The sequence below is a fragment of the Bacillus sp. FSL P2-0099 genome (genome assembly GCF_038007445.1).
In the GTDB taxonomy this organism is placed as follows: Bacteria; Bacillota; Bacilli; order Bacillales; family Bacillaceae_G; genus Bacillus_A; species Bacillus_A mycoides.
In genome coordinates, this window is the sequence record NZ_JBBOXE010000001.1 from 5,170,314 (window position 1) to 5,185,152 (window position 14,839).

The 14,839-nt window shown below is 40.8% G+C and carries 15 protein-coding genes; all 15 read right to left on the reverse strand.

Annotated elements, in window-relative coordinates; genetic code table 11:
• Nucleotides 1-61: 61 nt before the first annotated feature.
• The 15 genes from spoIID to nuoA all read right to left on the reverse strand — a co-directional run bounded on the left by spoIID (nucleotide 62) and on the right by nuoA (nucleotide 14,668).
• Nucleotides 62-1,081, reverse strand: a complete 1,020-nt coding sequence (spoIID, locus tag MKY90_RS26905) for a stage II sporulation protein D (protein WP_341093046.1) — start codon at nucleotides 1,079-1,081, stop codon at nucleotides 62-64.
• A 406-nt stretch (nucleotides 1,082-1,487) separates the two neighbouring features.
• Nucleotides 1,488-2,792 (reverse strand): UDP-N-acetylglucosamine 1-carboxyvinyltransferase, encoded by a 1,305-nt coding sequence (gene murA / locus MKY90_RS26910; RefSeq protein WP_002068497.1) that lies wholly within the window; start codon nucleotides 2,790-2,792, stop codon nucleotides 1,488-1,490.
• Nucleotides 2,793-2,831: 39 nt separating this feature from the next.
• Nucleotides 2,832-3,536, reverse strand: a complete 705-nt coding sequence (locus MKY90_RS26915) for a YwmB family TATA-box binding protein (protein ID WP_002139032.1) — start codon at nucleotides 3,534-3,536, stop codon at nucleotides 2,832-2,834.
• Nucleotides 3,537-3,587: 51 nt separating this feature from the next.
• Nucleotides 3,588-3,824 carry a DUF1146 family protein gene (locus MKY90_RS26920; RefSeq protein ID WP_002016201.1) on the reverse strand — a complete coding sequence of 79 codons (237 nt, stop codon included), beginning with the start codon at nucleotides 3,822-3,824 and terminating at the stop codon, nucleotides 3,588-3,590.
• 212 nt (nucleotides 3,825-4,036) lie between these two features.
• Nucleotides 4,037-5,554: an NADH-quinone oxidoreductase subunit NuoN gene (gene nuoN / locus MKY90_RS26925; RefSeq protein WP_341093308.1), complete on the reverse strand. Its 1,518-nt coding sequence runs from the start codon at nucleotides 5,552-5,554 to the stop codon at nucleotides 4,037-4,039.
• 7 nt (nucleotides 5,555-5,561) lie between these two features.
• Nucleotides 5,562-7,064 carry an NADH-quinone oxidoreductase subunit M gene (locus tag MKY90_RS26930; protein ID WP_098167574.1) on the reverse strand — a complete coding sequence of 501 codons (1,503 nt, stop codon included), beginning with the start codon at nucleotides 7,062-7,064 and terminating at the stop codon, nucleotides 5,562-5,564.
• On the reverse strand, nucleotides 7,061-8,923 hold the full coding sequence (gene nuoL / locus MKY90_RS26935; protein ID WP_098167575.1) for an NADH-quinone oxidoreductase subunit L: 1,863 nt from the start codon (nucleotides 8,921-8,923) through the stop codon (nucleotides 7,061-7,063). The genes MKY90_RS26930 and nuoL overlap by 4 nt, the downstream gene beginning before the upstream one ends.
• A 29-nt stretch (nucleotides 8,924-8,952) precedes the next feature.
• Nucleotides 8,953-9,267, reverse strand: coding sequence for an NADH-quinone oxidoreductase subunit NuoK (nuoK, locus tag MKY90_RS26940; protein WP_000100081.1), 315 nt, complete (start codon nucleotides 9,265-9,267; stop codon nucleotides 8,953-8,955).
• Entirely contained in the window at nucleotides 9,260-9,784 is a 525-nt protein-coding gene (locus tag MKY90_RS26945) for an NADH-quinone oxidoreductase subunit J (RefSeq protein ID WP_001012819.1), read from the reverse strand. Before MKY90_RS26945 ends, nuoK begins: the two co-directional genes overlap by 8 nt.
• Entirely contained in the window at nucleotides 9,781-10,200 is a 420-nt protein-coding gene (gene nuoI / locus MKY90_RS26950) for an NADH-quinone oxidoreductase subunit NuoI (protein WP_002016193.1), read from the reverse strand. The genes MKY90_RS26945 and nuoI overlap by 4 nt, the downstream gene beginning before the upstream one ends.
• A gap of 25 nt (nucleotides 10,201-10,225) precedes the next feature.
• Nucleotides 10,226-11,227 (reverse strand): NADH-quinone oxidoreductase subunit NuoH, encoded by a 1,002-nt coding sequence (gene nuoH, locus MKY90_RS26955; RefSeq protein ID WP_341093092.1) that lies wholly within the window; start codon nucleotides 11,225-11,227, stop codon nucleotides 10,226-10,228.
• Nucleotides 11,227-12,327 carry an NADH-quinone oxidoreductase subunit NuoD gene (nuoD, locus tag MKY90_RS26960; protein WP_063219445.1) on the reverse strand — a complete coding sequence of 367 codons (1,101 nt, stop codon included), beginning with the start codon at nucleotides 12,325-12,327 and terminating at the stop codon, nucleotides 11,227-11,229. The genes nuoH and nuoD overlap by 1 nt, the downstream gene beginning before the upstream one ends.
• Nucleotides 12,328-12,330: 3 nt before the next feature.
• Nucleotides 12,331-13,794: an NADH-quinone oxidoreductase subunit C gene (locus tag MKY90_RS26965; RefSeq protein WP_341093094.1), complete on the reverse strand. Its 1,464-nt coding sequence runs from the start codon at nucleotides 13,792-13,794 to the stop codon at nucleotides 12,331-12,333.
• On the reverse strand, nucleotides 13,791-14,309 hold the full coding sequence (nuoB, locus tag MKY90_RS26970; RefSeq protein ID WP_002089729.1) for an NADH-quinone oxidoreductase subunit NuoB: 519 nt from the start codon (nucleotides 14,307-14,309) through the stop codon (nucleotides 13,791-13,793). The genes MKY90_RS26965 and nuoB overlap by 4 nt, the downstream gene beginning before the upstream one ends.
• Nucleotides 14,300-14,668 (reverse strand): NADH-quinone oxidoreductase subunit NuoA, encoded by a 369-nt coding sequence (gene nuoA, locus MKY90_RS26975; RefSeq protein WP_000179270.1) that lies wholly within the window; start codon nucleotides 14,666-14,668, stop codon nucleotides 14,300-14,302. Before nuoA ends, nuoB begins: the two co-directional genes overlap by 10 nt.
• Nucleotides 14,669-14,839: the final 171 nt, after the last annotated feature.

Consider the following 14,839-nt stretch of genomic DNA (forward strand, 5'->3'; position numbering starts at 1 on the left):
TAATGGAAAATTATGATATTTTAAACAAAAAAAGAAGTAGGTATCAGGAAACCCCTGACACCTACTTCTTCACCATCAATTTTCCTTCATAATCATTCATCGTCTTTATTTCAATGCCTTTATAGTAATGAGCGACTATCTCTGTATATTTCTTACCTTCCGCTGCCATACCATTCGCACCGTACTGGCTCATACCGACGCCGTGACCGAATCCTTTCGTTGTAACGGTGATGTTATCCCCTTCTTGTTTCCACGTAAAGTCTGAGGAGCGTAAATCTAACTTTTCACGAACTTGTTTTCCTGTTAATGTTTCCCCTTGGAACTCTACATCCTTTACTCGCTTTCCTTCCGTAAGGTCTTTAATATTACCAACCTTTCCGTTTGCTAGTACTTTCACACCGAGACGTTTTTGAAAATCAGCTACTGTGAATTTTTGCTCACTCGTAAATTTTGGAGAGGCTTGATCCCACGGACTATCTACGCTTTTCAAGTACGGATAATCATTTCCCCAATAATCAGCTGCATTTTCTGTTCGTCCGTTACTCGTTGAGAAGAAGGATGCTGAAATTGGTTTTCCATCATACGTTAAAACTTGTCCTGCGGTTTTCGAAACGGCTTCCTCAATTTTCTTTAAATTATTTTCATAGTTATTACCCCATTGTTTCTTCAATTCCTCTTTGCTTTTGTACACTTGATCTTTCACTGTATCTGTCACGTCCGCATTGTTTTTCTTACCACCGCTTAGCATACGCTGCACTACAAATGTTCTTGCTGCTAATGCCTGCGCCTTTAGCGCCTCTATTTCAAAGCTGGCATTCATCTCAGAAGCTACTACACCGGCCACATACTCCTCCATAGGTAATGTTTCTACCTTCTTCTGCTGATCACGATATACAGCAACTTGAACCGCTGTATCCACTTTCCCTGGAGCTGGTATACTTTCTATCGCTGGAGGAGTTTTAGAAGCTGCTTCTTCCCCTACTTTTGCTTTCGCAAACGGAATAACAAGAGCAGCAGGTACAATGATAACGAGCGCTATTAAGAGCGCTACTGTAATGAAAAGTGGCTTTGAAAATTTCATCCTATTCCCCCAATATAAAGTGAAACTTTAATCAGTGGGGGGTTTTGTTCATCCCCCACTGATTATTAGTTGAACCAATCGGGCATTTACGGGCAGCCCGACTCCCACTTAACTTCTTTGCTTCAGCCGAATTTTGAGGTGGGAGTTTTACTGACCGTTAATGCGGGATAAAGTTGGATTCCTTTCATTCTTATGGAAATACGGGATCTTTTAGAACATACTTGGGGGTATCGATATAAAGTGAAACTATAATCAGTGGGGTTTTACTGACCGCAAATAGTGGAATAAAACAAAAATTTTCTAAATATTTTCACTGAGACGTGCATAAGTATGGAATTTATTGACTATAACAGTAATAACCCAAAAAAAATAGCCCCTATGTCAAAAGACATAGAGACTACTTCAATTAAGCGTGAAGATCAGAAACTTCTTGTTCTTTCACTTCTTCTACTTTTTCGTTTACACGTTCAATAGTTGCACCTAATGCAGCTAATTTCTTATGGAAATCTACATAACCGCGATCAAGATGTTTTAACTCTGTTACACGAGTATAACCTTCTGATACTAAACCAGCTAAGATTAATGCTGCTGCAGCACGTAAATCAGTTGCGCCAACTTCAGCTCCTTGCAAGCTACTTGGACCGTTCATAATTACAGAACGACCTTCGATTTTAATATCAGCATTCATACGACGGAATTCTTCAACGTGCATAAAGCGGTTTTCGAATACCGTTTCTGTAATCATACTTGTTCCATCAGCATGTAGTAATAATGCCATCATTTGTGATTGCATGTCTGTTGGGAAACCTGGATGAGGCATAGTTTTAATATCAACCGCTTTTAACTTATCTGGGCCGATAACACGTACACCTTCATTTTCCTCAATAATTTTAACACCCATTTCTTCCATTTTCGCTGTAATTGAGCGTAAATGTTCAGGCACAGCATTTTCAATTAAGATGTCTCCACCTGTAATTGCCGCTGCAACCATGAATGTTCCTGCTTCAATACGGTCAGGAATAATAGGGTGGTTTGCACCATATAATTTTTCAACGCCTTCAATACGAATCGTTCCAGTTCCAGCTCCGCGTACTTTCGCTCCCATTGCATTTAAGAAGTTAGCTAAGTCAACGATTTCTGGCTCTTTCGCTGCGTTTTCAAGGACTGTTGTCCCTTTTGCTAATGTAGCTGCAGACATAATGTTTTCTGTCGCGCCTACGCTTGGGAAGTCTAAATAAATTTTAGCTCCTTTTAGTTCGCCCTCTACGTGTGCCTCAACAAATCCGTTACCAACTTTTACTTTCGCTCCCATTGCTTCGAAGCCTTTTAAATGTTGGTCAATTGGACGTGAACCAATTGCACATCCACCAGGAAGTGCAATACGAGCACGACCGTTACGTGCTAATAATGGTCCCATTACTTGAACAGATGCACGCATCTTACGTACATACTCAAATGGTGCCTCAATGTTTAATTCTTTAGAAGAATCGATTGTTACTTGGTTATTTTCAAATACGACTTCAGCATTTAAATGACGTAATACCTCGTTAATTGTGTATACATCAGATAATACTGGTACTTCAGATAGTACATTCTTTCCGTCACTCGCTAATAGGGCTGCAGCGATTATAGGTAATACAGCATTTTTTGCGCCCTCAACACGCACTGTGCCGCTTAACCGCTTTCCGCCACGGACGATGATCTTTTCCAAATTATTCCCCTCCGTGTCCTTTTTTCAGTATCTATTCACTCAATACTCAGAAGTTATGATCGGTGTGCCAACCACAATTGTATCTTTGTTGTTTGTAGAACGTATTGCTATTTGCACATTTATTTTCTCTCTATTTGTTGAAAGAGCGTCATTCCACTTTTTATTATATGCGGAGACTGATACAAATGCTCTTTCTTCTATCTGCTCGATCGCTCTTGCTGAAAGATCTTTCAAAACCTGATTGGTTTTATTTTGCAAAACACCTTCAATCTTATCATTCAGTACACCTTGAACACAAGTGTAAATTATAGGTTTTTCACTAAAAATTTTATCCATGTTCTGAACGTACTTCGGGTCCCATTTCGCCCCGCTCACTTCAAAAATAATAAAAGTGTTTTCTTTAGTATTTTCCTTACTCCAAGTTACTACTATTCGTTCTTCATGTGAAGAAGATTTTTTATAGGATGTAGCCTTATATCCATCTGGAGATTGTTCTAATTCCCAACTTTCGATGTTTGCCTCTTCCTTCACATCGTTTAACAATTTTTGAAACGTATGTATATTAGAAATTGTTTTCGTTTCTCGCGCTAACCATGACCACCGCTCTACTTTTGCATCGTTCTTCTCTAAAGCTGCAATCATGCTCTCCATTTTCTGTTCGTCGCTTATAGGTTTCATCTCTTTATATCCAACCAAAAATAAAACAACACTTACGATAACGATAAGAATGGCTTTAAACTTCAATTTCATCCCCTCCTATCCCCATTGTTAACGGAGATATGAGGTTCTATACACTTACTTTACTAAATACGTTAAACTCTTTGAATAGCCTAAATAATCAAGGAAAAAGTTACTTACAGATGTCCCAATTGCAATTGTAATTAGGATAAGTAATACTCTCGTCTGCATCACTTTTCCAGACTTCATTAAGCGCTCAATGTGAATACCTTGTAAGGCCCACCACGTAATGGTAATAAACAATAAATGCGAAACAATGGCAATCAGTGCTTGTTGCCCTAAAAGATGTGCCAAAAAATCGACCCCTTTTTTTGCTTGGCTACTACTTACGCAAGATGTAAAAAACGATACCACAAATAAGTAGGAGCCACACTTTTTCACACGCAAATAAACATCTTACATTTTACATCGTAATTTTCTGTTAAAAAACATATACCTATAGGTGTTTTCATTTACTGTTACTCCAAAATAAAAAGCGTAGAGTACGGACTCTACACCTTTTATTTTTACCATTGTACCACGTTCCCTAAGAAGAAGAAATCTTTCATTAATGGAAAATATTCATAGAAGAAATTGTAACCAATCATCGGCATAATTCCCAGTATTACAATTGAAATTGCGCAAAGACTCATGACAATCTTTATATTTAACGGTAACCGAAGCTTTTCTTCTGCCCCTTCTGTGCGGAAAAACATTTGCTGTAATATCCGGAAGTAATATACGAATGAAATAACTGTTGTCCCCATCATAATAGAAGCTAATACGTAATGAGTAGGCTCAACATGAAGTGCCCCTAAAAAGATGTTAATTTTTCCGATGAAACCTGCTGTCCCCGGTATTCCAGCTAATGATAAAATAAAGATCGTCATCACTATAGCTGTAAATGGGGATCGCTTGTATAACCCTGTAAAAATAGTCATATTTTCCTTATCATTTTGTAAGATTAATCCGTGGATGATTGCAAATGCCCCTATATTCATAAGCATATATGCAAGCATATAAAACCACATACTATCCATCGTAAACTGCGATAGCGCTACAAGAGGGACTAGCAAATACCCAGCATGCGCGATACCTGAATAGGCAAATAGACGTTTTACGTTGTATTGCTTTAATGCTACTACGTTCCCAACAATCATCGTAATACTAGCTAGTACCGCAATGTATATACTCATACGCCCGTACAAAGATTGTGCGTCTCCTTGGATTGCCACACCTGCAAACACCATAAGAAACAAACGCGTAATGAGTAGAAAACCAGCAATTTTAGAAATCGTTCCGAGAAAAGCAGTGACAGGTGTAGCCGCTCCCTCATACACATCTGGTGCCCACATATGAAATGGCACTGTTGCAATTTTGAATGAGAGTCCAACGAGCAAAAGTAGAAATGCGAGGGCTAACAATAACTGAATGCCCCCAGCCAATCCTTGCGTAAATACCTTTTGCATTTCCACTATGTTGGTCGACCCTGTAATACCGTATAAATAGCTCATTCCAAAGAGTGTAATTGCTGTTCCAATTCCTCCGTTAATGACATATTTCATTGCAGCCTCATTCGATGCGCGGTTTCTTTTTCGGATTCCTACTAAAATATAGGAAGAAAGCGAAAGCAACTCTAAACCAACGAACAATGTGATGAAATCAACGCTAGACGCCATGAACATCGCTCCAAGAAGCGCCATTAAAAACAAATAATAATATTCCCCTTTATCTTGAATAGGCTCCTTCTTTTCATCGCTTATTGCTATACATAAAACGAGAGCTGCTCCGCCTAATAACAACGTTTTAAATCCTTTTGAAAATCCATCTAGTACAAACGATCCATTTAAAATATCTCCTGCCGGTTCGCTATATAGCGTCATTAATGACACTATCGCTAACAAGGAAGCGGCAATTGCACCCATCGCAACGTACCTATGGTTTAGCTTAAAAAACAAATCACATATGGAAAGAAGGATCGCTGCCCCGAGAATAATGAATTCTGGTACCATGAGATGCCATGATAAGCTAAGTAACGTGTTCATATCCATCCTACTTCACCCCCAATGTTTTCAATGTAGTTTGAAGTGGATCCCCTAGTAGTTCTGGCATTACCCCAATTGCAATAATACAAACGATAAGCACTATAACAGGAACGTACTCCCATCCGTGTATATCAAATTTCGCTTCCCATTCTTTCTTACCAAATATCACTTGAAGTGTCGCTCTTAATACGTATACAGCGGTTAAAATAATTCCAATTACACCGACGGCGGCGATAACAGGTTTCCCTTGGAATAAACCGAGAAAGGCAAGGAATTCGCTAATAAATCCGGACATCCCTGGCATTCCAAGCGATGCCATACCGCCCGCTAGGAAGAAACCGCTAAGCACCGGAACACTTTTTGCAAGTCCACCAAGTGCTGTAATATCCGAAGTCCCGAAACGCTCTTCAATAATGCCAAGCAAGAAGAAGAGTAAGGCCGCAATTAAACCGTGAGACACAACTTGGAACAATGCCCCTTGTATACCTGGTGCATTTAACGCCGCCAGCCCCATTAATACAATGCCCATATGCGAAATACTAGAGTAAGCAAGTACCTTTCTAAAGTCCGTTTGGATGAGTGCTAGAAAGGCCCCATACAATAAATTAATTACCCCTAAAACCGCAATTAGCGTTGCAAAATCACGAAAATATTCTGGGAATAATCCTTTCCCGAAGCGAACAATACCGTACGCACCAATCTTCAGCAAAACCCCCGCGTGAAGCATAACTACAGCGGGATGCGCTTCTATGTGTACATTGACCATCCAGCGATGCAAAGGGAAAACAGGGAGTTTAATCGCAAAAGCAATCATTATGGCAAGAAACAAGCCGAACTGTACGCTACTTGAGACGGCCATTCCTCCCCCAGCACCTACACTCGTTAATATTTCTTTAAGCTCCGCAATATTTGTTGTACCTGTTTTCGCAAATAAAACCGAGAAAACGATAAGTAAAATAGCTGATCCAATACCGTTATATATTAAATAACTATATGCAGCCTTTTCACTCGACAATTTCCCCCACTTGCCAATTAATAAAAACATTGGTGGCAACGTAATCTCAAAGAACATGAAGAACAACATTAAATTTTGAGCAGCGAAGACACCGAGCATACCTATTTCTAACATGAGTAACAGCATGTAGAATGCTTTCAAATTTCTTTTAATAGAAAGTGCCGCAATAGCTGCAAGCATCGCTAGAAGAGCTGTGAGCACCATCATTACAAGCGATAAACCATCAATGCCGAGCTCGTAATAAATTGAAAACCACCTTTTGTCCACTGCTGTGAAATCCCCAAATTTAATCCATTTCACTTTTTCATCAAATATCGATAAGCTCTTTCCTGAAGCGTATGTACAAGCAAGGACGGTAGCAATTCCAAATGGAAGCGCCGTTCCGAATAAACCAAGCGCCTGCACTGTACGCGATTCTCGTTTCGGCGTTAATAAAAGCAAGAGAATTCCTAAAAGCGGGGAAAAAATGAAGAACGTTAATAGCAATCCATTCACCGTAAATCCCCTCCCGTATATAACAAAATAATTAGGAGCACTGCGAGCGAAACTGCTGTTACAGTTCCATACACTTGTACATTCCCGTTTTGAAGCCGTGATCCTAGTCCACTCATACCTTTAACGAGTCCAGCAATTAAAACCGCGATTCCTTCTACAACGTATACTTCAAATAAGCGAAGCACATGAGCGATTCCTTTCGTAATAGGAAGTACTGTCGCATTGTATAGTTCATCCACATAATATTTTTCTTTCAAAAGGTTATAAAGAGACGTCCCTTCTCCGCCGGCCCAATCTCTAGAGATAGATTTCTTGCCATATATGAAATATGCGAGGGCAATTCCCGCAAATGAAACGAGCGTCGCAACAACCATAATCCAAACAGGTCCATGCACTTCCTTCACCTGGAATCCTATATCTTTCGTAAGCCAATCCCCAAGAAACGTCCCGAACCACGGTGTATTTATATAACCTGCCACTACCGCAAGAACACCAAGGGCAATCATCGGATACGTCATGGTGCGAGGTGATTCATGCACCTCTTCCTTCGTCTTCGTTTCCCCCGTAAAGACAAGAAAATATAGACGGAACATATAAAATGCTGTTAGAAATGCCGCAATTACTGCTAAAACGAATAGAAAGTAATTGCCATTCATCCAAGCCGCCGCTAAAATTTCATCTTTACTAAAAAATCCGGAAAGAAGAGGAACACCACTAATTGCAAGTGTGCCTATTAAAAATAGTGCACCGGTTACTTTCATCTTTTTCTGTAAACCGCCCATTTTATTAATGTTTTGCGTATGGACTGCATGAATTACACTTCCTGCTGCCAGGAACAATAATGCTTTAAAAAAGGCGTGTGTCGTTAAGTGAAAGATACCAGCTACATAACCAGCCGAGCCTAGCGCAAGCATCATATACCCGAGCTGACTAACTGTAGAATAAGCAAGAACCCTCTTAATATCTGTTTGCACTAGACCGATAGAGGCCGCAAAGATTGCGGTGAAAGCCCCAACGATTGCCACAGTTTGCATCGCTACCGCACTTGCTGAAAATAGCGGGAACATCGTCGCTACTAAATATACGCCGGCTGCAACCATCGTTGCCGCGTGAATAAGCGCCGAAACAGGCGTCGGTCCTTCCATTGCATCTGGCAACCATGTATGAAGCGGGAACTGACCCGATTTCCCCATCGCACCGATAAAAATTAATATCGCCGTTATTGTAATCATAGAAGGAGAGAGGTCGCCCGTATGAATCGCTTTAAAAATCGCGTCATATTCAAAACTACCTGCGTGCCAAAAAATTAATATCATCCCAATAAATAGCCCAACATCCCCAATGCGTGTCATAATAAAAGCCTTTTTCGCAGCAGCCTTCGCTTCTTCTTTAAAGAAATAAAAACCGATAAGTAAAAACGAACCAAGGCCGACTAACTCCCAAAATATATAAAGCTGTAATAAATTCGTCGATATAACTAGCCCAAGCATCGCAAAGGTAAAGAGCCCTAAATATGCATAAAAGGTTGGTAATCTGGTGTCACCTTTCATATAACCTTTTGAGTACACATGTACAAGAAAACTCACAAGTGTAACGATAAACAACATTAAAGCCCCTAATGCGGTAACTTCAAAACCAAATGATATATCTATATCTCCTACCCTAAGCCATACCCACTTATGCTTCACTGCCTCGGATGAAAATCGTTCTATTAGTACCACTACCGCGGATATAAAGGAGAGAAAGGTAAAGAAAATACCTAGTACACTACTTCCCTCTCTAATTTTCTTCCCGAACACAATAAGTAACAAAAACGAAACAAGCGGGAAAAGCGGTATGAGCCATGCATAATCGATCATTGTTTCCTTCCCCCTTTTCGGTCACAATGCTATCCTTTGAGCGTATCCATCTCATCTACATGAACTGTCGGGCGATTACGGTACAAAGCAATCAAAATTGCAAGACCTACCGCTGCCTCCGCTGCCGCTACAGACATCGTAAACAGCGAAAAAATTTGTCCTGTTAAATTCGGAAACAAGCCTAATTTACTAAACGCTACTAGATTTAAATTGGCGGCGTTTAACATCAATTCGATACAAACTAGTACAATTACTGTATTTCGCTTTGTTAAAGCTCCAAATAAGCCGATGCAAAACAAAATAATCGCAAGTGTTAAATATGCAGAAGCCGGAACGCTACTCATGGGAATCCTCCTCTCCCTCATCCTTCTTCGCAAGGATAATCGCTCCTACAAGTGCTACAAGTAAAATAACTGAGGTTAATTCGAATGGAATAATATATTTTGAATAGAGAAGTGTACCGATTTGAAGTGTGTTATTTTCATGGAGAGGTAAACTTCCTTGTGTGCTTTGATTTGAAAAATCGATACTATTAACAGCGAAATACATAACTGCTCCAAATGCTACAACCGCAAAGAAGATAATCCATTTTCGAAGAGTAAGGCGCGATTCATTTTCCGCGTTATGTTTCGTTAACATAATGCCAAAAATCATAATAATAGTGATTGCACCAGAGTAAAGTAAAATTTGTGCCACTCCGATAAATTCGGCTGATAAGAGAAAGTACAAACCCGCAATGCTAAGGAACGTAAGCACAAGGGCCAGCATCATATGCATTACTTTCGTTAAATTCAGCATAAGAACGCCACCGATAATCGCAGACAAGGATAATATAAAGAAAGCTACAAACTCGCCGTTCATGCTTTATTCTCCTTCCTGATGTTCTCGTCGTTCTCGTCAAGCCACTGCAAATTTTTAAATAAATCATCACGTGAATACTCTGCAAGTTCAAAGTTATTTGTCATTACAATCGCCTCTGTCGGGCAAACTTCTGTACATAAATCGCAAAGAATACAAATTTCAAAATTAATATCATACGTGTCGATAATTTTCCCTTTTTTCGTAGGATCAGGATGTTTTTTTCCTGTTAATTGAATGCAATCTGTCGGACAAATGTTGGAACACTGATTACAAACAATACATTTCTCCGGATAAAACTTTTGAATACCTCGAAATCGGTCTGGTAATGGCAACGGTTGATTTGGATAATCATACGTCACCTTTTTCTTACTCAAATTACTAAGCGTATATTTTAACCCTTTAAATAGTCCTTTCATCTCTTACTGGCACCCCCTTTATAGATTAGAAGAATAGCTCCTTAATCAATGCCGTTAAGAAAATATTTGCAAGTGCGATTGGTAATAATACTTTCCAGCCAAACTCCATTAACTGGTCACCTCTTATGCGCGGGAACGTAACGCGGAACCAAATCAATAGAAAGACCACACTGCTGAATTTCAAAGCAAACCATACGGATCCTGGAATAAACCCAAGGAACATAACTGGATTCCAGCCTCCTAAAAAGAGTACTGTAATTAAAGATGACATCCCGAAGAAATACACATACTCTGAAAGCATGAAAAACGCCCATCGAAAACCTGAGTATTCCGTATGGTATCCTGAAACAAGTTCTGACTCCGCTTCGGGTAAATCAAACGGTGTCCTATTTAACTCTGCAACTGCCGCGATTAAGAAAATGACGAAACCGATTGGCTGTGCGAAAATGTACCATACCTTTTCCTGCGCCGCTACAATTTCATTCAAGTTAAGACTACCAGCTAACAAAACGACGCCAATTACACTCATCACAAGTGGAATCTCATAAGAAATCATTTGCGCTGCCGCACGCATCCCTCCTAAAAGGGAATATTTATTATTTGATGCCCATCCCCCAGTTACGACGCCGATCGTCGTAATCCCAGAAACAGCAATGTAATACAGCAATCCTATACCAATATCCGCGAACTGAAATTTATCAGTAAACGGGATAACCGCAAGCACCATAAATGCTGGTGCGAATGCAATAACAGGTGCTAATATAAACAACGGTTTATCAGCAGCTTTCGGAATGCTATCTTCTTTTAATAATAGTTTCAAAACATCAGCTACCGTTTGGAGTAAACCGAACCGGCCCCCAACTTGGTTTGGTCCAATCCGCCCTTGCATAAATCCCATCACTTTCCGTTCTGCCAAAATACCGTATGTAACGAAGCCAAGGACTGCAAATAATAGAAGCACCGCTAATCCGAAAAAAATGAAGAAATTCGTCCAGCTTGAAGGTGATTGTAAGAGCGTCTCAATCATTAGCCGTCAACCTCCCCAAGTACAATATCAACCCCACCTAAAATCGTAATTAAATTGGCGATGTTTTCACCTTTCAATAACTTCGGTAAGATTTGCAAATTATAAAAAGACGGTCTGCGAAATTTCAAGCGGTACGGCTCTTTCTTTCCATCACTAGCAATATAACAACCAATCTCTCCCCGCGGTGACTCTATACGGACGAACGCTTCTCCCTTAGGTGCTTTAATAATTTTCGGCACTTTCGCCAGCACAGCGCCGTCTTTCGGGAACTGCTCGGCTGCTTGCTCAATAATTTTCAATGACTCCTCAATTTCCTCCATCCGGCAAACGTAGCGATCCCAAGCATCTCCCGAGATCCCAACAGGAACATCAAAGTCAAAACGATCATAAATAGAATACGGCTCATCTTTGCGAAGATCAAAGCGGACTCCCGTGCACCGCAAATTTGCGCCACTTAAAGAATACGAGATCGCCTCTTCCGCGCTATATACGCCAACGCCCCTCACACGATTTAAGAAAATTTCATTTCCGCTAACGAGGTCGTGGTAACCTGCCAATTGCTCTCTCATATACGGAACAAACTCTTTCACCTTTTCAATCCAGCCGTCTGGCGCATCCCACTTCACGCCGCCGACTCTCATATAGTTGAAAGTAAGCCTTGCACCGCACAATTCACTTAATAAATTTATAATCATCTCTCGTTCACGAAAGGCATATAAAAATGGACTAACCGCTCCTATATCAAGCAGGTTCGTTCCCCACCAGACGAGATGGCTCGCAACTCTCCCAAGCTCCATCGCAAGCACCCGTAAATATTCAGCACGCTCTGGAATCTCAAGATCCATCATCGTCTCTACAGCGTGGCAAAGGACGTAATTATTCGTCATTGCTGATAAATAGTCCATTCGATCTGTATACGGGATAATTTGTGTATATTGCAAGCTCTCAGCGATCTTTTCTGTTCCGCGATGCAAATATCCGATAACCGGTGTAGCCTCTTTAATAATTTCCCCGTCAATCTTAATCACAAGCCGAAACACACCATGTGTACTCGGATGCTGCGGCCCTACATTTAAGAGCATCTCTTCCGTACGGATCACAAGCTACACCTCCACATCATACGGTTCATAATCCTTCCTAAGCGGATACCCCACCCAATCATCCGGCATTAAAATGCGAGATAAATTAGGATGACCTTCAAATACAATACCGAGCAAATCATACGTTTCACGCTCCGGCCAATCTGCCCCTTTCCAAAGCGGCGTCACCGATTTTACTTGCGGCGCTTCCCTATCGAGCTTTACCTTCACTGCTACTGACTGTTTCTTTCCATATGAAAATAAATGAACGTATACTTCCATATGTGTCACAAAATCCGTCGCATGTAGCTCTGACATATAATCAAAAGCAAGTCCCTCATGGAATCGTAGCAATTCCATCACTTCATAATATTTCGAAGGCTCCGCCACAAGCGTTGGAACATCTTTTGAAAGCTTATTAATATAGGAATCTACTAATGCATATTCTCCTACCCTCTCCTTAACAACCTCCACATAGCGATTTACATATGGTTGGTTAACTGATGGTTCTACCTGCTGCGGTTCTTCCTCTATCTTATTTACAGCTCCCTTTGCCCTTGCTGCAGCAGCGGCTTTCGCTTTCGCGGCTGCAATTGCCTTTGCTTTCTCATCTCCAGAATCCCCCTCACCTTGTGAGGCTTTCTGCTTCGCTAACGCTGCTGCTTTTGCTTTTGCAGCTGCTACAGCCTTTGCCTTCGCTTTAACTTTTTCCTCGTCCGTTACTTCTTCTGATCCTTCTCGCTTTTGCTTCGCTAATACCGCTGCTTTTGCTTTTGCAGCTGCTGCGGCTTTCGCCTTTGCTTTAACTTTTTCCTCGTCCGTTACTTCTTCTGATCCTTCTCGCTTTTGCTTCGCTAGTGCCGCTACTTTTGCTTTTGCAGCTGCTGCGGCTTTCGCCTTCGCTTTGGCTTTTTCTTCGTCCGTTACTTCTTCTGATCCTTCTCGCTTTTGCTTCGCTAATGCCGCTGCTTTTGCTTTTGCAGCTGCTGCGGCTTTCGCCTTTTCTTTAACTTTTTCCTCGTCCGTTACTTCTTCTGATCCTTCTCGCTTTTGCTTCGCTAATACCGCTGCTTTTGCTTTGGCAGCTGCTGCAGCTTTCGCCTTCGCTTTGGCTTTTTCTTCGTCCGTTACTTCTTCTGATCCTTCTCGCTTTTGTTTCGCTAATACTGCTGCTTTTGCTTTTGCGGCTGCTGCGGCTTTCGCCTTTGCTTTAACTTTTTCCTCGTCCGTTACTTCTTCTGATCCTTCTCGCTTTTGCTTCGCTAATACCGCTGCTTTTGCTTTGGCAGCTGCTGCAGCTTTCGCCTTCGCTTCTTCTACATTAACCCCTTTATCTTTTGGTAGCGCTTTCTCTTTTTCTCGATGTTCTCCTTCAAGTTTAGACATTTCCGCCCCATGTTTCGCAGCAAGACGTTTTCGCGCCTCCTCTTTCGCATGACGGGCTGCTTCTCTTTTCATACTTTCTAAGTCTTTATTTGGATCACTCATTTATTCGTCACCTGCTTCCCGGTCCTCGCCTCGTAACGAATTTTTTCTTTTAATTTATTAATTCCATAAATTAAAGCAGCAGGATTTGGAGGGCATCCAGGAATATACACATCAACTGGTACAATTTGATCTACACCTTTCACAACAGCATATGAATTCACATACGGACCACCGGCCGTTGCACAAGATCCCATCGCAATTACCCACTTCGGTTCAGGCATTTGATCATATAGGCGCCGAACAATAGGTGCCATTTTCTTCGTTACCGTTCCTGACACAATCATGACGTCCGATTGTCTTGGTGAAGTCCGAAAAAATGACCCAAATCGATCTAAATCGTAATGTGATGAGCCTACTCCCATCATTTCAATCGCACAGCATGCCAGTCCAAATGTCATCGGCCATAAAGAGTTGCTCCGCGCCCATCCCTTCAACTGCTCCAATGTAGAAAAAAAGATATTCCTTTCTAATTCCGCTCGCTCCTGTGGGTGTAATTCCTCAAAATTTATAACCATTGTAACACCTTCTTTTTCCAAGCATACGCTAATCCAACTAGCAACATCACAACAAAAATGAGCATTTCAATCAGTGCAAATAAACCAAGCTTGTCATATGCAACAGCCCATGGGTATAAAAATAAAGTTTCTACATCAAAGATGACGAACAATAAAGCGAAAATGTAATAACGAGCATGAAACCGAATATTTGCATCATGAAAAGGCTCAATTCCACTCTCATACGTCGTCGCTTTCGCTGCACTCGGTTTGTTTGGACGCAGCATTTTCCCTAATGTAAGAGCCACTACCGGCAGCAATATACCTAATAGCAAGAAAATCAAAACGATCATATAACTATTTTCATATACACTTGCCATTGTGAAACCCTCCCCCCTGAATTAAGAACAAGTTCACATAGTAAACAATATGTCTTACTTGCATCATTTATTATTTTTAAATTTTTCTAAATAATGCAACTATTTAATTCATTATAGCAAACTTCAAATTCCTATGTCGATATATTGGGAACAGAAACAACAATTAATACT